Source organism: Lentzea sp. NBRC 105346 (genome assembly GCF_030269605.1).
In the GTDB taxonomy this organism is placed as follows: Bacteria; Actinomycetota; Actinomycetes; order Mycobacteriales; family Pseudonocardiaceae; genus Lentzea.
In genome coordinates, this window is sequence record NZ_BSTQ01000002.1 from 495,969 (window position 1) to 516,716 (window position 20,748).

Annotated in this window: 4 protein-coding genes (1 of these 4 cut by a window edge); 1 reads left to right on the top strand and 3 read right to left on the bottom strand. The window is 70.0% G+C overall.

Annotation, left to right across the window (positions count from 1 at the left end):
• Positions 1-1,485 carry an MGH1-like glycoside hydrolase domain-containing protein gene (locus QSK35_RS06380; RefSeq protein WP_285743186.1) on the top strand — a complete coding sequence of 495 codons (1,485 nt, stop codon included), beginning with the start codon at positions 1-3 and terminating at the stop codon, positions 1,483-1,485.
• On the opposite strand, the gene QSK35_RS06385 is transcribed toward QSK35_RS06380, so the two are convergent.
• The 3 genes in view from QSK35_RS06385 to QSK35_RS06395 are tightly spaced (each overlapping or abutting the next) and all read right to left on the bottom strand, a layout consistent with a single transcriptional unit that may run on beyond the window.
• Positions 1,482-2,135, bottom strand: coding sequence for an aspartate/glutamate racemase family protein (locus tag QSK35_RS06385; RefSeq protein WP_285743188.1), 654 nt, complete (start codon positions 2,133-2,135; stop codon positions 1,482-1,484). The genes QSK35_RS06380 and QSK35_RS06385 overlap by 4 nt on opposite strands.
• Positions 2,132-12,067, bottom strand: coding sequence for a type I polyketide synthase (locus QSK35_RS06390; RefSeq protein ID WP_285743190.1), 9,936 nt, complete (start codon positions 12,065-12,067; stop codon positions 2,132-2,134). The genes QSK35_RS06385 and QSK35_RS06390 overlap by 4 nt, the downstream gene beginning before the upstream one ends.
• Positions 12,060-20,748, bottom strand: partial view of a non-ribosomal peptide synthetase gene (locus QSK35_RS06395; protein WP_285743192.1) — the 3' portion only. It continues 4,421 nt past the right edge of the window; 8,689 of the gene's 13,110 nt are visible here — the last part of the coding sequence; its start codon lies beyond the right edge, outside the window — the gene reads right to left on this strand; its stop codon occupies positions 12,060-12,062. The genes QSK35_RS06390 and QSK35_RS06395 overlap by 8 nt, the downstream gene beginning before the upstream one ends.

A 20,748-nucleotide genomic window follows, 5' to 3' on the forward strand; every position in this document is an offset into this window, starting at 1 on the left:
GTGTGGCCCAGGCGAATGTTCCTGGCGATGGCGGGCACCGGGCTGGCGCTCGCCGAACTCGGTATGGCACCAGCCGGCGCGGTACGCAGGTCTTACCGCGCCGGCGGCGCGTTGCCGGTGCTGGAGCTGAACCAGCCGGAAGTCGCCAGGGCGTACGAGTCGGCGCTGACGAACGTCGTCGGCATCAACACCGTGTACGCGGACCCGGCCACGTACGACCGCGCCGGCCTGCTGCGCTACCCGCCGGGCACGTTCGTGCGCGCGGGCAGCGGCTATCCCGAACCGCAGCGGTGGACCAGGGACTGCGCGGTCAACGCGTGGAACGCGGCGTCGCTGCTCAACCCGCTCGTCGGCGGCAACACGCTGATGGCCGTGGTGGACGACCGGATCGTGCAACAGGACAACCAGTGGTGGGACCAGGTCGTCTGGATCATCGCGGCCTGTCACCACTATCTGGTCACGGGCGAGTTCCTCGGCGAGGCCCACGAGATCTCGGTGCACACCCTCGCCGCGCGTGAGGCGAACTTCAACGCCTCGCGCGGCTTGTTCGAGGGCCCGAGCTTCATGAACGACGGCATCGCCGGCTATCCGAGCCCGCCGTGGCGGCCGGGCGTCAGGTCGAGCTTCGTGCTCGACTATCCGGGCGCCGACAGGTTGATGTGCCTGTCGACCAACTGCCTGTACCACGGCGCTTTCCTCGCCGTCGCGGCCATGGCGGAGGCGTTGGGCAGACCCGCGGACGGGTTCCGCCGCCGGGCGGCCGAGCTTCGCCGGGCGATCAACCAGAACCTGTGGCGTGGCAACACGTACGGCTACTTCGTCACCCCGGACGGGCGGGTCGATCCGACGCAGGAGAGTGCGGGCCTGGCGTTCGCGATCATGCTCGGCGTCGCGTCCGCCGAGCAGACCCGTCAGATACTCGATGGCGCGCACTGGGAACCTCGCGGAATCCCGACAAGCCGGCCGCACTTCCCCAGGTTCGGCGACGACCGGCCCGGCCGGCACAACGTCAGCGTCTGGCCGGTGGTCCATTCGATGTTCGGCCACGCGGCGGCACTCGGTGGCCGGACCGACCTGTTCGGGCGTGCGGTCACCGACCTCGCCCGCCTCGGATTCTTCGAGCTGTACAACGCGAGAACCGGCGCGGTGGACGGCGGCTGGCAGACCGACGGCAGCGGCGAGCAGACGCACTGGCGGTCCGAGCCGGACCAGGCGTGGTCGGCGAGCGGCTACCTGCGGATGATCTACTCGGGCCTGTTCGGCTTCGCCTTTGGTGGCGATGGCCTCACGTTCGCGCCGACCCTGCCACCGGGCTGGGGCCCGGCGAGCCTGTTCGGTGTGCCGTACCGTGACGCGACGTTCGACATCACGTTGACCGGCGCGGGAAGCCGCGTCACGGCCTGCACGATCGACGGCCGGCCGATCCGGCGGATCGACCCCACCGCCACCGGCCATCACACCGTGCGGATCGCGCTCGAACCCTAGATACCCCCGGCCACGATGCGCCGGGCGACGAGGGTGAGCGGATCGAGGGCGGCCTCGCCTAGGAAGGCTGCGACGAGGTGCAGCTCGGTGCACCCCGCGACGAAGCCGGGCACCTCGTACCGGTCGAGCAGCGTGTGCACGAACTCGACGGTCTCGGGCAGGCCGCGGTGCTGTTTCAGGCCGTAGATCAGCGCGTGCAGTCGTTCCTGGTCAGCGTCCGACGGCAGCACGAGCCGACGGTTCGACGGGAAGACATCGGCTTTTCGCGTGCCGTTGGTGCACAGCAACAGATGCGGTGTGCGGCGCGCTGCGAGCTCCTCGTGGACAATGTCCACAAGGGACACGCAGTACTGCGACAGTTCCATCGGCAGGTGCGCGATCGCGTGGTGTGCGGTGACGCACGCGACCACGATTCGCTCGGCGCCCGCGCCGAGCAGCTGCTCGATCGAGTGCGCGAGCGACTTGCACAGCGGGCCGATCGAGCCGTGGGCGATCGCGGTGGAGCGGTCGACGACGGCGGGGTCGGACCACAGCAGGATCCGCGGCGCGTCCTGTTCCCGTTCGACGGGTGACATCCGGTAGATCGTGCGCAGGAACTCGGCCGAGGCCAGCGGGCCCATGCCGCCGACCACGCCGATCAGTGGTTTCATCCCGCCACCCCCAGGCCGAGCAGGATCTTCTGCAGCCGTTCGGCGACGGGCGCGAGCGCGTCGCCGCTGAGCTCGCCCAGGTAGCGCTCCAGCTCGTCCAGCACGGCGGCGTCCGGGTCCGGCGTCAGCTCCCGGTACACGTGATCGGCGAGCGCCTCGGGTGTCGGGTGGTCGAACAGCAGGCTGGTCGCGAACCGCAGTCCGGTCGCGCCGCTCAGCTTGTTACGCAGCTGGAGCATGAGCAACGAGTCGAAGCCGCTGCTGAAGAACTCCTGCCCGTCCTCGACGGGCCGGCCGAGTACCGCGGCCGTGTGCGTGCGCACCAGGTCGAGAACCGCCTGCCGGCCCAGGGTTTCCGGCATCGCGGTGACCGAGGGTTTGGGCGCCTGACGCCGGGAGGCAGTCGGTGCCAGCGGTGCCGCGACGACCACCGCGGCGTCCACGCCGAGCGCCGCGTCCAACAGCGCCAGGCCTTCTTCGGCCGACAACGGCGTGAATCCGGTGCGGCTGAAGTCGGCGTGCGCGGTCATCTCACTGCGGTCCGCCCACGGCCCCCACGCCACGGACAGCGCGGGCAGCCCCTGCGCGCGGCGGTGCTGGGCGAGCGCGTCCAGGTAGGCGTTGGCCGCCGCGTAGTTGCCCTGCCCGGCGTTGCCGATCGTGCCGGCGACCGAGGAGAACAGCACGAGCCGCACGTCACCGGCCAGCTCGTGCAGGTTGCGCGCTCCGTCCACCTTCGGCCGCAGTACCCGTTCGATCCGTTCGGGTGTAAGGGTTTCGAGCAGGTCGTCGTCCAGCACACCGGCGGTGTGGATCACCGTGGTGAGGCGCGGGATCGTCTTCAGCAACGCCGCCAGCGCGTCCCGGTCCGCCACGTCACAGGCGACGACGCGAGCGCCGGGCACCTCGGGCGCGACGCCGCTGCGACTTGCCAGCACCACCTCGGCGACCTTGCCGGCCAAGTGCCGGGCGACGATCGTGGCCAGCGTCCCGGTTCCGGTGATCAGCACGGTTCCGTCGGGATCCCAGTCCGGCGCGCGTTCGGCCGATGCCCGCGCCAGGCGGGGCGCCAGCACCTCGCCGTCGCGGACGGCCACCTGCGGTTCCCCCGAGGCCACGGCCCGTCCGACGCCGTCGATCGAGCCGTCGATGTCCACCATGACGAACTGGCCCGGATGCTCGGACTGCGCGGTCCGCATCAGGCCCCACGCCGTGGCGGCGGCGAGATCCGGGACGTCCGCATCGGGTTCGGTGGCCACCGCCCCGCGGGTGAGCAGCACCAGCCGTGCCGTACGCGGTTCCTTCAGCCAGGTCTGCACGAGTTTCAACGCCCAGCACGTCACGTACCCCACTTCGCCGGTGGGACAAGGAATCACCACGACGTCCGCGTCGACGTCGAAGTCGATCGAGGGCTCGAGTGTGATCCCCGCGGCCCGGAACGCCCGCAGCACACCGACGTCACCACCGACCAACGCCCACCGGTCCACCTCGTCGCCGTCCACAGTGACCGGTTCCCAGACCGTGCGCGACAACCCGTAGCGCGGTCGCGCGGAGTTAAACGGCCGCGTGACGAGCGACTCGACCGAAGCTATGGGAGCGCCCGTCGCGTCCGCGATCACGACGGCGAACGCGTCCGCCCCCACCGGCGACAGGCGCACCCGCAGTCTTGAGCTCCACGCCCCGTGCACCGAAACCCCCGACCACGAGAACGGCAACCGCACCTCGTCCGAGTCGACCGCCAGCGCATGCAGGCACGCATCCAGAGAAGGCGCATACGAGCCAACGGTTTCGGGCAACGACACCTCGGCGAAGATCTCGTCCCCGTGCCGCCACATCGCGGTGAGCCCGCGGAACGCCGGCCCGTATCCGTAGCCGTTTTCCGCGAGCCGTTCGTACACGTTCTTGATGTCGACCGCGACCCCGGCCGGTGGCCACGCGCCAAGCCCGACGTTCAGGAACTCGCCCGACTCCACGAGGCCGGTGGCGTGCAACGTCCACGGCTCGTTCTCGTCTGGTCGCGAGTGGACACTCACCTTGCGATCCGCGCCGACCCGCACCTGAATCTCGGCGGGCACGACGAGCGGCGTCTCCAGCGTGAGCTCTTCAATCCTGTCGCACCCCGCTTTCGCGCCGGCGCGCAACACCAGTTCCACGAACGCCGCACCCGGCAGCAACGCCTCGCCCATGACCTGGTGGTCGGCGAGCCATGGCTCGGCGAGCCGCCCGGAGCACACGACCCCGCCGTCGGCCAGCGACACGACCGGGAGCTCGCCCGGCATCCAGTACCGCTGCCGCTGGAACGCGTACGTGGGCAGGTCGACGTGCCGCGCCCCGGCGAACACCGGTCCCCAGTTCACTTTCCGGCCACTCACATGCACTTCCGCCAGCGACCTCAGGAATCGCTGCCAGCCCTGGTCGCGGTGCAATGACCCGGTGGCTTTCGCACCGGTCTCCTCGATGCCCACCGTGAGCACCGGATGTGGACTCACCTCGATGAACATCGCTTGCCCTATGGTGTTGACGGTTTGTTCGAACTGGACGGTCTGCCGCAGGTTGGTGAACCAGTACCCGGCGTCCAGTTTCCCGGTGTCGAACAGTTCGCCGGTGACCGTGGAGTAGAACGGCACGTCGGACTTCCTGGGCGTGATCGGCCGCAGCACCTCTTCCAGCCGATCGCGCACCGCGTCCACCTGTGGCGTGTGCGAGGCGTAGTCCACAGGTACTTTTCGCGCCCGCACGTGGTTCGCCTGGCACTCCTCGACGAACTCGTGCAGTTTCCGTGGATCGCCCGCCACAGTCGTGGCGTTCGGCCCGTTGATCGCCGCGACGTACAACCCGTCGGGCAGCCGCAGCCGGTCAGCGGGCAGCACGACGGACGCCATACCCCCGGCCCCAGCGAGCACGTCGCGGATCACCTGACTGCGCAACGCCACCACGCGTGCCGCGTCCTGCAGCGACAACGCACCGGCCACGCACGCCGCCGCGATCTCGCCCTGCGAGTGCCCGACGACGGCGTCCGGCTCGATCCCGAACGACCGCCACAGTTGCGCGAGCGACACCATCACCGCGAACAGCGCGGGCTGCACGACGTCGACCCGGTCGAGCGGGCCGTCCAATGCCTCGAACAGGTTCCAGTCGACGAACGGCGCCAAAGCGTCCGCACACTCCGTCATCCGCTGCTTGAAGACCGCGGACTCCTCGAGCAGCTCCAGCGCCATGCCCTGCCACTGCGCGCCCTGGCCCGGGAAGACGAACACCGTCTTGCCGGGGACCGCCGGCCCGGTGATGAGGCAGTCCGCCTCGCGGCCCTCCGCCAGCGCCTCCAGCCCGGCGTCGAACTCGTCACGCGACGAAGCCAGCAACACGGCGCGGTGATCCAGGGCGGCCCGTGCGGTCAGCGAGTAGCCGACGTCCCGCACGTCCGCCTTGACCTCGGCCAGCCGCCGCGCCTGGGCGCGCAACGCCGCCTCTGACTTCGCCGACACCAGCCACGGCACCGCCGCGGACGCCGCCGACTCCAGCTTCGCCCCCGACTCCGCTTCGTTGGCCAGCCCCGGCTCCGGCTTCGCCGCCGGCTCCGGCTCCACCCCCGGCTCCGGCTCCACCCCCGGTTTCGGCTCCACCCCCGGTTCCGGCTCCACCCCCCGTTCCGGCTCCACCCCCAGTCCCGGGTTCGCCGCCAGTTCCGGCTCCACCCCCAGTCCCGGCACCACCCCCAGTCCCGGCACCACCCCCAGACCCAGGTTCGGCCCCCGCCCCAGCTTCGCCCTCGGCTCCGACTGCAGCCCCAATTCAGGCCCTGCCGCCAGCCCTGGGTTCGGAATCGATCCCGCCTCGGGGGCCCCCAGGGGGCGCGAGGCCCCCTTCTTAAGCGTCTCACGCTGGTCTGACGGTTCCGGGGCCGAAATGGAGTTGTCCACAGGGGAGTTTTCGAGAATCACGTGCGCGTTCGTCCCGCTGATCCCGAACGACGACACCCCCGCCCGCCTCACCGAGGAGGTCCACGGCACCTCCGACGTCAGCAACGCAACCGAACCCCATTCGACATGGTCGGACGGCGTGTCGACGTGCAACGTCCGCGGCAACACCCCGTGCCGCATCGCCTGCACCATCTTGATCACGCCGGCCACACCCGCGGCCGCCTGCGTGTGCCCGATGTTCGACTTCAGCGACCCCAGCCACAACGGCCGGGACCGTTGGCCGTGCACGGCGACCAGCGCCTGCGCCTCGATCGGATCCCCCAGCCGAGTCCCGGTCCCGTGCGCCTCCACCACGTCCACATCGGACGGACCCAACCCCGCCGACGCCAGAGCAGCACGAATCACCCGCTGCTGCGAAGGACCATTAGGCGCAGTCAAACCGTTGGACGCACCATCCTGGTTCACCGCCGAACCCCGCACCACAGCCAGCACGCGGTGCCCGAGGCGGCGCGCGTCCGACAGACGTTCGACCGCGAGGACGCCGACGCCCTCAGCCCATCCCACCCCGTCGGCCGACGAGGAGAACGACTTGCACCGCCCGTCCGGCGCCAGCCCCCGCTGCCGCGAGAACTCGACGAACGTGCTCGGCGTCGCCATCACGGTCACCCCACCGGCCAGTGCCAGCGAACACTCACCAGACCGCAACGACTGCGCCGCCAAATGCAAAGCCACCAAGGAAGACGAACACGCCGTGTCCACCGTGACCGCCGGCCCCTCGAACCCGAACGCGTAGGCGACCCGGCCCGACGCCACGGCACCGGACGACCCCGTGCCCACGTACCCTTCGACCTCGGGCGTCGACCGATGCCCGTAGTCGTGGTACATCACGCCGGCGAACACGCCGGTCTGGCTGCCGCGCAACGACAAGGGGTCGATGCCCGCGCGTTCCAGCGCCTCCCACGAGGTCTCCAGCAGCAGCCGTTGCTGCGGATCCATCGCCAGCGCCTCCCGCGCCGAGATCCCGAAGAATGACGCGTCGAACGCGGCCGCGTCGTGCAGAAAGCCACCGGAACGCACATAACAGGCGCCGGGCTGGTCCGGATCGTCGTCGAACCGGACGTCCCAGCCGCGGTCCACAGGGAAGTCGCCGATCCCGTCGCCACCGGAAACCACCAGATCCCAAAGCTCCTCGGGCGACGACACGCCGCCAGGGAACCGGCACGCCATCCCGACGATGGCGATCGGTTCTTCGCTCGACGAGGCGACCGGAGCCTGTTCCTCCGGTGAACCGCGCAAATAGTCGATCAGCGCCTGGGGCGTCGGATGGTCGAAGACAACGGTGGCCGGGATGCGACGCCCGGTTGCCTCACCGATCCGGTTGCGCAGCTCGACCGCCGACAGCGAGTCGAACCCGAGCTCGCTGAACGCCTTGCCCAGCTCCACGGCCCGTGGGTCGGCATGCCCGAGCACAGCGGCGACGTGCGACCGGACGAGGTCCTCCAGGTCACGCGCGGGAGCCGGTTCGGGCCGCCGGACCGTCAGCTTCGCGGGCACGACCACGGGTAGGTTCGCCGCGCACGCCGCGTCGAACAGCACCAGTCCCTCCACAGTGGACATGGGCACGATGCCGACCCCGGACACCGCGACCTCGTGCAGCCCTTCGGCCATCCCGCTGTCCCACATGCCCCACGCGAACGACGAGGCGGCCAGCCCCAGCGAACGCCGATGCTCGGCCAGCTCGTCGAGCGCCGCGTTCGCCGCCGCGTAGTTGCCCTGCCCCGGCGTACCGAGCACCCCGGCGACCGACGAGAACAGCACGAACGCGGGCACATCACCGACCAGCTCGTGCAGGTTCCACGCACCATCCACTTTGGAACGCAACACCGCGTCGAGCCGCTCAGGCGTCAGCGCGGTGATCACGCCGTCGTCCAGCACACCCGCCGCATGCACCACCCCACCGAGGTCCGGCACAGTGCCGAGCAACGCCGCCAGCGCGTCTCGATCGGCGACGTCACACGCCACGACGCGCACGGTCGCGCCGGGGATGTCCACCGAGCCGCCGGTCCGGCTGACCAGCACGAGGTCCCGCACACCGTGCTCACGCACCAGATGCCCGGCCACCAACCGGCCGAGCGCCCCGGTACCGCCGGTGATCAGCACCGTGCCGCTCCACGTGATCGGGCCGCCGGACGGCTCCGCCCGCACGAGCCGCGGCGCCAGCAGCCGTCCGTCGCGAACGCGCACCTCCGGTTCGCCCGACCCAACGGCCGCCGACACCATGTCGTCCCCGTCGACGAGCACGAACCGGTCCGGGTGTTCGGCCTGCGCGGACCGCACGAGACCCCTCACTGCGGCCGATGCGGTCCGCACGACCAGGCGTTCCGCCCGGTCCTCGGCCACCCACTCCTGCAGTGATCGCAGTGCCGCGCGAACGTCGTCAACCTCCAGCGCGACCCACCGCGAATCCTCGCCCGTCGGCGCAACCTCCTGCCATTCCGTGCGATACAGCGGCGCCGCCACGGTCATCGGCCGCAACGCCAGCGACTCGACCTGCACCACCGGCCGCCCATCCGGATCCCAGGCCACAATGGACACCCGGTCGCCTTCGACCGGAGTGATCCGTACCCGCAACTCCTTCGCGCCAGTGGTCTGCAGCGACACACCGCTCCAGGCGAACGGCACTCCCCGATCCGCCAGCCCGTGCAGGGCCGAGTCGAACAAAGCCGGATGAACGGTGAACCCGGTGGCTTCATGGGGCAACGCGACCTCGGCGAAGAGCTCCTCCCCGCGCCGCCACAGCGCCCGCAGTCCCTGGAACGCCGGCCCATACTCCAGTCCCGCATACACATCGCGCAGCGCCTCGCCCTCCGGCGGCCACACGGGTGGCGCGACCGGCTCCGGCCGGGTGGCACTGACCGTCCCCGTCGCGTTAGTCACCCACGCGCCGTCCTCCGCCCGCGAGCTGATCGTCACCGCACAGTCCACAACGGACACCCGGACCTGCACGCCACTGGACTCCGTCAGGACGAGGGGCTCCTGCAGCAACAACTCCTCGACCACCTCGCGGCCAACCTCACGCCCGGCCCGGACCACCATCTCGACCAGCGCCGTGCCCGGCACGACGACCGTGCCCCCGACGACGTGGTCCGCCAGCCACGGCTGCTCGGAGAGCGAAAGGCGTCCGGTGAGCGTCACCCCGTCATCGGCGGCCAGCACGGCCTTGAGCAACGGATGCCCCGCGTCGCCGAGGCCGAGCGCCGCCGGGTCACTGGAGTTGACCGCGGGCAGCCAGAACCGCTTGCGCTGGAACGCATACGTGGGCAGTTCGACCCGCTGTGCTCCCTCGAAAACCGCCGCCCAGCCAACCTCGACGCCCTGCACATGCAGCCGCGCCAGCGCCTCCATGACCGACGCGGTCTCGTCCTCCCGCAGCAACGGCACGCTGTCGACCAGCGCCGACAGGGCCGCGCCGGGCCCGACCTCCACGAACCGCGTGACCCCGGCGTTCTCCAGCGTGCGCAGGCCGTCCGCGAACCGCACCGCGTGCCGCGCCTGCGCGACCCAGTACTCGGGCCTACTCGGATCACCCGCTGTCGCGGTCACGATCGGGATGGCCGGTTCGGCGTACGGCAGTCCTTTGGCCACCTCGGCGAACTCCGCGAGCATCCCGTCGAGGTGCCGCGAGTGGAACGCGTGCCGCACGTTCAGCCGCCGCGTCTTCCGCCCGCGCGCGGCCCACTCGGCGGCGAGTTGTTCGACGGCGTCCTCGTCCCCCGACAGCACCACGGACTCCGGCCCGTTGATCGCCGCGATGTCCAGTCCGCACGAGGACACCTCGTCCTCGGTCGCCTGGATCGCCACCATCGCCCCGCGCGGCAGCCCGTGCATCATCCGCGCGCGGGCCGTGACCAGCGTGCACGCGTCCTCCAGCGACCACACGCCCGCGACGTACGCGGCGGCGAGCTCGCCGATGGAGTGGCCGAGCAGGAAGTCCGGCCGTACGCCCCAGCTCTCGAGGAGGCGGAACAACGCCACCTCGATCGCGAACAACGCGGGCTGCGCGTATCGGGTCTGGTCGAGCAGCTCGGCGTCGTCCCAGACGGGCGTGAGGTCCAGCTGTTCGCACACCTCGTCCAGCGCGGCGGCGAAGACCGGGAACTTTTTGTACAGCTCGCGCCCCATACCGGCGCGCTGCGAGCCTTGCCCGGTGAACAGGAACGCCAGCTTGCCGTCGGTGCGCGCGCCGGTGAACCGCCGGTCGCCCACCAGCGCCAGGCGATGCTCCAGGTGCGAGCGCGTGGTGGCGAGCGAGAACGCGACGTCGACCGGATTCAGGTCGCGGGCCGCGGCCAGCAGCCGTGCCTCCTGATCGCGCAACGCCTCCGGACTGCTCGCCGACACCACCCACGGCACCGGCTGGATCGATCCCGCCTCGGGGGCCCCCAGGGGGCGCGAGGCCCCCTTCTTAAGCGTCTCACGCCGGTCTGACGGTTCTGGAGCCGAAATGGAGTTATCCACAGGGCAGTTTTCGAGAATCACGTGGGCGTTGGTGCCGCTCATCCCGAACGACGACACCCCGGCCCGCCTCACCGATGAGGTCCACGGCACGTCCGACGTCAGCAGCCGAAGCCCGCCGGCCGACCAGTCCACGTGCGGCGACGGCGAGTCCACGTGCAGGGTCCGCGGCAGCACCCCGTGCCGCATCGCCTGCACCATCTTGATCACGCCGGCCACGCCCGCCGCCGCCTGCGTGTGTCCGATGTTCGACTTCACCGACCCCAGCCACACCGGCGAAGACCCGAACACCCCGAGCAACGCCTGCGCCTCGATCGGATCGCCCAGCCGAGTCCCGGTCCCGTGCGCCTCCACCACGTCCACATCGGACGGACCCAACCCCGCCGACGCCAGAGCAGCACGAATCACCCGCTGCTGCGAAGGACCATTGGGCGCAGTCAAACCGTTGGACGCACCATCCTGATTGACCGCCGACCCTCGCACCACGGCCAGCACCGGATGCCGAAGCCGCCGAGCATCCGACAGCCGCTCCAAGAGCAGCATGCCCGCCCCCTCGGCGAACCCCGCACCGTCCGCCGAAGCCGAGAACGACTTACAGCGCCCGGAAGGCGACAGCACCCCCTGCCGGCTCAGCTCCACGAGCACGCGAGGCGTCGCCATCACGGTCACTCCACCGGCCAACGCCAGCGAACACTCACCAGACCGCAACGACTGCGCCGCCAAATGCAAAGCCACCAAAGACGACGAACACGCCGTGTCCACCGTGACCGCCGGCCCCTCGAACCCGAACGTGTACGAGACGCGGCCAGAGATCACGCTGGGCAGGCTGCCGGTCAGGAATCGCCCGCCATACTCCGGAGGCGCCGTCTGCCAGCCCGCGATGTAGTCCTGGTACGGACTGCCGACGAACACGCCGGTCGCACTCCCGCGCAACCCCCACGGGTCGACACCCGCCCGCTCGATCGCCTCCCACGTCAGCTCCAGCAACAGACGTTGCTGCGGATCCATCGCCATCGCGTCACGCGGCGAGATCCCGAAGAACGCAGCGTCGAAATCCGCCACCCCGTCAAGGAAACCGCCACCGCGCGAATAGGTGGTACCGGGAACCGACGAATCCGGCGAGTACACATCGGCCCAGCCACGGTCCGAAGGGAAGTCACCGATCGCGTCACGGCCGGAGATCACCAAATCCCACAGCAAGTCGGGCGACGATACCCCGCCGGGCAACCGGCACGACATGCCCACGATCGCGATCGGCTCACCCGACACGAACGGTGACGAGGAAACCGCGGAACCGTTCTCCAGGAAACGGATCAGCGCGGCCGGCGTTGGATAGTCGAAGAAAACCGTTGCCGGCAAGGGGATTTCGAGCGCCGAGCTCAACCGGGAGCGCAGCTCGTCGGCGCGCGAACGGTAGATGCCGAGCCGGCGCCACGCACGATCCGGAAAGTACTCGCCGGTCAGTGCGAGAACGTGCGAGCGAACCAGTTCATTCATGGCACACCTTGCCCAGCGCTTCGGCGAGTAGGGGACCGATCAGCGATACCGCGTGGTCGTTCAGCATCTCCTCGTGCGTGCACGGGATGTCGTGGTTCGAAATGCGCCCGCCGACGAACGGCTTCCACGCGGAGACGGAAAGCGGGTCGGGTTGCGAAGTCGCGGTGAAGAACACCAAGTCACCGGGGAAATGCCGGGGTGACAGGTTGAACAGGATTCGCCGGATACCCGCGATCCGGCGCAGGCCGAGAGCGAGCTCGTCCTCCGAGAACGACGCGACGGGGTTGCCCTCGATGTCGGCCAGCGCCACGCTCATCAGCTCTTCGTGGCTGGGCTCGGAATACGAACCAGAGGAGCGTCGCGGGTAACCATCGAGCACCGCGAGGAACTCGACATCCCCCAGCCGCGCGGCGATTTCGTGCGCGATGCGGCCGCCCGCCGACCAGCCGAGCAGCCGGTACGGGCCGTGCGGCTGGATTCGCCGGATCTCCGCGATGTAGTCCGCGGTCATCTCCTCGATGTCCGCGGGCAGGCCACGCGCCTGCAGGCCGTAGACGGGCTGGTCGGGGCCGAGGTACGGCAGGAGCTTGGCGTAGCACCACGCCATGCCGCTGGCCGGGTGGACGCAGAACAACGGCGGTGCCGAGCCAGCCGTCCACAGTGGAAGGATGACGTCGAGGCCGCCTCGCGTGCCGAACGAAGCCACGGTCGGCGCCGCGAAGATGTCCCGGACGGCCAGGTCGACACCCAGCTCGGCCTTGATGCGGGCGACCAGCCGCATGGCCAGCAGCGAATGCCCGCCCAGCGCGAAGAAGTTGTCGTCGATGCCGACCGACGGCAGCCCCAGCACCTCGGCGAACAGACCGCACAACACCTCTTCCTGCCGCGTGCGCGGCGCCCGGCCGGACACCGTCGGTTCGAAAACAGGCAGCGCCTTGCGATCCACCTTGCCGGTCGACGTCAACGGCATCGCGTCCAGCGGCACGATCACCGACGGCACCAAGTGAGCCGGCAAGCGTTCGACCAGCCACGGCCGCACGTCGGCCGAAGCGACCACATACGCCACGAGCTGGTCGTTCCGCACCGCCACGGCGCTGTGCGCGACGGCGGGATGTGCGGCGAGGACGGCCTCGACCTCGCCGGGTTCGACCCGGATGCCCCGCAGCTTGACCTGGTCGTCCACGCGCCCGATGAACTCCAGATTCCCATCCGAGGTCCACCGCGCCAGGTCGCCGGTCCGGTACATCCGGCCACCGAACGGGCACGCCACGAACCGCGATGCCGTCAGGCCCGGCTGACCGAGATAGCCCTGCGCCACACCGGCCCCGGCGATGTAGACCTCGCCCGGCACGCCGGCCGGAACCCGCGCCAGCGCCGGGTCGAGCACGAACACCGACGCGCCGCGAATCGGGCGGCCGATACCGACATCACCGGCGGTCGTGGTCATGGTGCACTCGCTCGGCCCGTACATGTTCACGATCCGCGCCCGCGGGAACACCTTGCGCGCGGCCTCGCGATCGGCTTCGTGCAAGACCTCGCCACTGACCAGGATCGTGTGCACCAACGGATAAACACCGCCCTGCCACACCAGTTCCCGCAGCACCGACGGCACGATGGCCAGGATCGCGGTCACCTCCGGCAGCGACTCGGTCGAGAACACGACCCGCGCGCCCACGGTCAGCGGGAAGATCAGGTCGCGGAACGACGCATCGAACGTCGGTATGGTCAGCTGCAGCACCACGTCGGACGGGCCCGCGTACCCCTCCGCGCGCATGTCCGCGAAGTAGTTGGCGATCCCACGATGGGTACCGAGGATGCCCTTCGGCCGGCCGGTCGACCCGGACGTATAGGCCACGTAAGCCACATCGTCCAATGACACCGGCACACCGGGATCTGTGACCGGTGAACCGAGACTGTCCGCCAGCACATCGTCCGTCACGACGAACCCGCAGTCGGACCGCCCCCGATCGGCGGGCTGGTCCGGTTCGACAATGACGAACGCCATTCCGGCCTTCCAGATGCCGAGCATCACCGACGCCAGCTCGTGCGAACGTCGTACGGACACGCCGACCAGACCGGAGACACCCTGTCCCAGCAACCAGTGCGCGATCTGGTTCGCCCGTTTGTCCTCAATTGATACCGGCGAGACCGGCAGCGCCGGGCGGCTTTCGAACGGCACAACGGAATCGGAGTTCACCAAGCGGGACAACCGAACCGACGGATCCCCGACCACGGCGGCCAGCAACTCGACCAGCCGGTCGGCGATGCCCCGGACGGTGTCGCGGTCGAACAGGTCGGTGGCGTAGTCGAACCGGGCGTGCAGGTCCTCCCCCACCACGAACCGCAGGGTCAGGTCGAACTTGGTCGTCGTGCCGCCCATCGGCTCGACCGACACGGTCAGACCGGGCAGCTCGATCCCGCTGGAAGACACGTTCTCCAGCGACATCATGACCTGGAAGAGCGAGTTGCGGGCCAGCGACCGCGAGGGGTTGAGCGCCTCGACCACCAGCTCGAACGGCACGTCCTGGTGCGCGTACGCGGCCAGGCACGTCTCCCGCACCCGGCCGAGCAGGTCGGCGAACGACGGGTCGCGGGACGTGTCGGTCCGCAGCACGAGCGTGTTGACGAAGAAACCGACCAGGTCGTCGAGCGCGGAGTCGGCCCGGCCCGCGATCGGCGTGCCGATCGGGATGTCCGAGCCCGCGCCGAGTCGTGTCAGCAACGCCGCGAAACCGGCCTGCAGCACCATGAACAGGCTCACGCCGTGCGCGCGGGACAGCTCGACCAGCCCGCGGTGCAACTCCTGAGGGACGCTGAACTCCAGGACGTCACCGCGATGCGACGACACCGCTGGCCGCGGCCGGTCGAACGGCAGCATGAGCTCGTCCGGCAGGTCGGCGAGCTGCCGCGTCCAGTAGTCGATGTCCAGCGGCAGTTCTCGTTGCCACAACGCGTAGTCCGCGTACTGCACCGGCAGCGGTGCCCAGTCCGGTGCCGCACCACGGCACCGCGCCGCGTAGGCGGTGGCGAGGTCGCGCATCAGCACGTCGGTCGACCAGCCGTCACATGCGATGTGGTGCACGAGCACCACCAGCACGTGATCTGCTCCGTCGCGGCGCAGCGACGCCCGGATCGGCGGCTCGGAAGCAAGGTCGAACACGTGCCCGGCCACGTCACCCCACACCGGAGCCACGTCCAGGACCTGCTGGTACGGCTCACCCTCGACGTCCCGGAACACCGTCCGCAACACCTCGTGCCGCGCGACGACGTCCTCGAGAGCCGCGCGCAACGCAACCGCGTCCACCTCGCCGGTCAGGCGCAGCGCCAGCGGCATGTTGTAGACCGGACCGGGCTCCAGCCGGTCCAGGAACCACAACCGCCATTGCCCGTACGACAACGGCACGCGCTCCGGCCGCGCAACCGGCACGACCGGTCGCACCACGGAAGCAGCCGCCCTGGCGAGTCCGGCCACGGTGGGCGTGTCGAACAGGGCCCGCACCGGCAGCTCCTCGCCGAGCGTCACCCTGACCCGGTTCACCAGCCGCATGGCCAGCAGCGAATGCCCACCCAAAGCGAAAAAGTCGTCGTCGATGCCGACCGAAGAGGCGCCGAGCACCTCCGCGAACAGTCCACAAAGGATCTCCTCGCGCGGGTCCCGCGGACCACGACCGGACGACACCACAGGATCCGGCAACGCGGCACGGTCGAGCTTTCCGTTGGGAGTCAACGGCAACGACTCGATCGAGACCAGCGCAGGGACCATGTACTCGGGCAACGACGCCGCGGCCCGCTCCCGGAGGCCGTCCACGGGCCCGACGACGTACGCCACCAGCCGGTCGTCCCGCACCACGACGGCACACGGCACACCCAACGCCGCCTCGACCTCACCGGGCTCGACCCGGTACCCGCGGATCTTCACCTGGTCGTCGGCCCGCCCCAGGTACTCCAACCCGTCCGGAGTCCACCGCGCCAGGTCGCCGGTCCGGTACATGCGGCCGCCGAACGGGCAGGCCACGAACCTCGAGGAAGTCAGGTCCGGCCGGTTCAGATACCCGCGCGCCAGACTGACCCCGGCCACGTACAGCTCGCCGGGCACACCGACGGGAACCGGCCGCAGCGCTGCGTCCAGCACGTACGCCCTGGTGTTGTGGAACGGCCGCCCGACCAGCGGGCGCGCGCTGTCCCGCAGGTCGGCGACCAGCGAGTCGACGGTCGCCTCGGTCGGCCCGTACAGGTTCAGCGATCGGATGTCCGGCCGGTCCCGTAGCCGCGTCCACAGCCGTTCGCCACATGCTTCACCACCGAGCAGCACGATCGACGGACCGCGATCCAGCAGACCGGCGTCGATCAGCATCTCGGCATACGAAGGCGTCAGGTCGACGAGGTCGATATCGTCCATATAGGACACAGTGGCGCGGGCGTCCCGCCGCACGTCGTCATCGAGCACGTGCAGCTCGTGCCCGGACACCAGGCACAGCAGCCCTTCCCACGACGTGTCGAACGAGAACGACGCCGTCAACGCCACCCGCAGCCGCTCGCCACCGAACAGCTCCCGGTGGTGCCGCACCAGGTTGGCCAGCGAGCGGTGCTCGATCACCACGCCCTTGGGCCGTCCCGTCGAGCCCGACGTGTAGATCACGTACGCCGGATGCTCCGGCCGCAGCTCGACGTCGACCGGCGGACCTTCACCCAGCACGTCACGCAGCACCACCTTGGGTGCGGCGTCGGCGAGCATGTACTCGATGCGCTCTGCCGGATAACCGGGGTCGATCGGGAGGTACGCGGCGCCGGTCTTCAGCACGGCCAGCAGCGCCACCACGAAGTCCTCGCGCGGCACGGCCAGAGCGACGATGTCTTCGGGCCCGACACCACGCCGGGCGAGGTCACCCGCCAGCGCGTCGGCCCGCCGGTTCAGCTCGGCGAACGTGAAGCGCTCGCGCGACGTCACGAGCGCGACGGCGTCCGGAGTCCGGCGGACCTGGTCGAGGAACATATCCGGCACCAGCTCGCCGGACACCTCGTGGTCCGTGTCGTTCCACTCCACCAGCAGCCGGTGCCGTTCAGCCGGTTCCAACAGGTCGATCTCGCCGATCGAGCGGTCCGGATCGGCGACGACCGCGGCCAGCAGACGCGTCAGCCGACCGGCCATGGCCTCGATCGTGGAGCGGTCGAACAGGTCGGTGGCGTACTCGAAACACGCGTGCAGCCCGTCGCGCTCCACGAAGTTCAGGGTCAGGTCGAACTTGGTGGTGGCGACCGAGACCGGCTCGGACCGGATCGTCAGGCCGGGCAGGTCGACGTCGGCGGACGGAGTGTTCCCCAGCGCGAGCATGACCTGGAACAAGGTGTTGCGCGCCAACGACCGCGTGGGGTTGAGCGCCTCGACCACGACCTCGAACGGCACGTCCTGGTGCGCGTACGCGGCCAGGTCGGTCTCCCGCACCCGCGCCAGCAGCTCGGTGAACGACGGGTCGCCCGCGACATCCGTGCGCAGCACCAGGGTGTTGACGAACAGCCCGACGAGGTCGTCCAGCGCGTCGTCGGTGCGCCCGGCGATCGGTGTGCCGATCGGGATGTCCACCCCGGCACCGAGCCGCGTCAGCAGCGCCGCCAACCCGGCGTGCAGCACCATGAACAGGCTCGTCCCGGTCGCGCGCGCCAGCTCGGTCAGACCGCGATGCACCGCGGGGTCGACGGAGAACTCCACCACGTCACCGCGATACGACGACACCGCCGAGCGCGGCCGGTCGAACGGCAGCGCCAGCTGCTCCGGCAGATCGGCCAGTTGCCGGGTCCAGTACTCCACGTCCAGTGGCAGTTCTCGTTGCCACAGCGCGTAGTCCGCGTACTGCACGGGCAACGGCGCCCAGTCCGGCGCCGCACCACGGCAGCGTGCCGAGTAGGCCGTGGCGAAGTCCCGCATCAGCACCGCGGTCGACCAGCCGTCACCCGCGATGTGGTGCAGCAACACCGTGAGCACGAAGTCGTCGCCCTGCCTGGACAGCGACGCGCGGATCGGCGGTTCCGAGGCGAGGTCGAACACGTGCCCGGTCAGGTCGCCGCCCCACTCCGCCGCCGCGTCGATCACGAGCTGGTACGGCTCGCCGCCGGCTTCCGGGTACACCGTGCGCAGCACCTCGTGCCGGGCGACGACATCGTCGAACGCCGTTCGCAAAGCGGACTCGTCGACGTCGCCGCTCAGCCGCAGCACCAGCGGCATGTTGTAGACGGGACCGGGTTCCAGCCGGTGCAGGAACCACAACCGCCACTGCGCGTACGACAACGGCACGCGCTCCGGCCGTTCAACCGCCACCAAGGCGGGGCGCGCCGCGTCGGAGAAGGCACCCGCCAGCCCCGCGACGGTCGGCGTGTCGAAGATCCGGCGGACCGGAAGTTCCAGCCCGAGCGTGGCGCGGATGCGGTTCATCAGCCGCATGGCCCGCAGCGAATGGCCGCCCAGCGCGAAGAAGTCGTCGTCGATGCTGACCGACGGCAGGCCGAGCACCTCGGCGAACACCCCGCACAGCAGCTCTTCCTGCGGGGTGCGCGGCTCCCGGCCCACACCGGAGGTGATCTCCGGGGCCGGCAACGCCTTCCGGTCGATCTTCCCGGTCGAGGTCAGCGGCATCGCGTCGAGCGAAACGAACACCGAAGGCACCATGTACTCGGGCAACAATGAGGCGACCCGGTCCCGAAGGCCGTCCACGGATCCGACGACGTACGCGACCAGCCGGTCGTCCCGCACGACGACGGCGCACGGCACGCCCAGCGCCGCCTCGATCTCGCCGGGCTCGATCCGGATCCCGCGCACCTTGACCTGGTTGTCGGCGCGGCCGAGGAACTCCAGGTTGCCGTCGGCCCGCCACCGCCCGCGGTCTCCCGTCCGATACATGCGGCCACCGAACGGGCAGGCGACGAACCGGGACGCCGTCAGCCCTGGCTGACCGAGATACCCGTGCGTGACACCGGCACCGGAGATGTAGATCTCGCCCGGCACGCCCACCGGCACCCGTGCCAGCCCCGCGTCGAGCACGTGCACCGACGCCCCCGGAATCGGGCGGCCGACGCCGATGAACCCGGCGGTCGTCGTCATCGTGCACTCGCTCGGTCCGTACATGTTGACGATCCGCGCGTTGACGAACACCGTTCGCGCGGCCTCGCGGTCGGCGTCGTGCAACACCTCGCCGCTGACCAGGATCGTGTGCACGGCCGGAAAAACACGCTTCCCCGCCTGCGACACCAGCTCCCGCAACACGGACGGCACGATCGCCGGGATCACCGTCACCCCGGACAAGTCGTCCGTCGAGAACACCTGTCGCGCACCGACGATCACCGGGAAGACCAGGTCCCGCAACGACGCGTCGAAGGTCGGCATTGTCGATTGCAGTACGACATCGTCGGCTCCGACGTACTGACGCAGGTCCGCGAAGTAGTTCGCGACACCACGATGCGTCCCCATCACGCCTTTCGGGCGACCGGTCGACCCGGACGTGAACGACACGTACGCAAGATCGTCCAACGACACCGGCACACCGGGATCCGTCGTCGACTCCCTGAGGCTGTCCGCCAGATGATCATCCGTCACCACGAACGCACAGTCGGCTGTCATCGCACGCACGCGCTCAGCCGGCAGGCTCCGTTCGACAATGACGAACGCCATTCCGGCCTTCCACACGCCGAGCAGCACGGAGGCCAGCTCGCGCGAACGCCGTACGCACACGCCGACCAGGCCGGACACGCCCAGCCGCAGCAGCCAGTTCGCGATCTGGTTCGCCCGCGGATCCGCCACCGACACCGGTTCGTTCGACAATGCCGAACGGTGTTCGAACGCCACCACCTCGGCCACGCCCGGCAGCGCCACCCTGCGGGCCGGATCAGAACCCAGCAGTCCCACGAACAGATCGAGCCACCGTTCGGCATTGTCGATCAGATGCGGCTGGTAGCGCAGCCGAAGCCCCAGTCGTTCGCCGGGCAGCGCCACGAGGTTCAACGGGTAGTGCGTGCCACCGCCGCCCTCGACGTCCACGATCCGCAGCCCGCCCGACCGTTCCGCGAGGTGGTCGGCGTCGATCGGATAGTTCTCGAACAGCACCAGCGTGTCGAACAGGTTCCCGGTGATCTCGGGCAGCGAGAGGTGGTGGTGCGCCATCATGCGCGTCTGCTGTTCCTGCACCGCGGCGCACACGTCGAGCAGCGACGCGGCCGGGTCGAGGCGGACCCGCACCGGCACGGTGTTGAGGAACAGCCCGATCATCGTCTCGATGCCGGGGATCTCCGGCGGCCGGGTGGACACCGTGGCGCCGAACACCACGTCGTCGCGCCCGGTCATCCGTCCCAGCAGCACCGCCCACGCGGCCTGCACGAGGGCGTTCAGCGTCAGCCCGTGCCGCCGGGCGAGCTCGACCAGCGACGCGGTGAGCTCGGCGGACAGCTCGGTCGAGAGCTCCACCGGCTTCCCGGCTCCCCGGTCGAGGCCGGCCACGAGCGTAGGTCCATCCACATCGGACAAGAGCGAGCGCCAGGCCGCCGTCGCCGCCGCGCGGTCCTGGTCGCCGAGCCACGTGAGGTAGTCGCGATACGGCGTCACCGGGCCGAGCTCGCCGCCGGCGTGCAGCTCCAGCAGCTCACCCACGAGCAGCGGCATCGACCAGCCGTCCAGCAACAGGTGGTGGTGCGTCAGT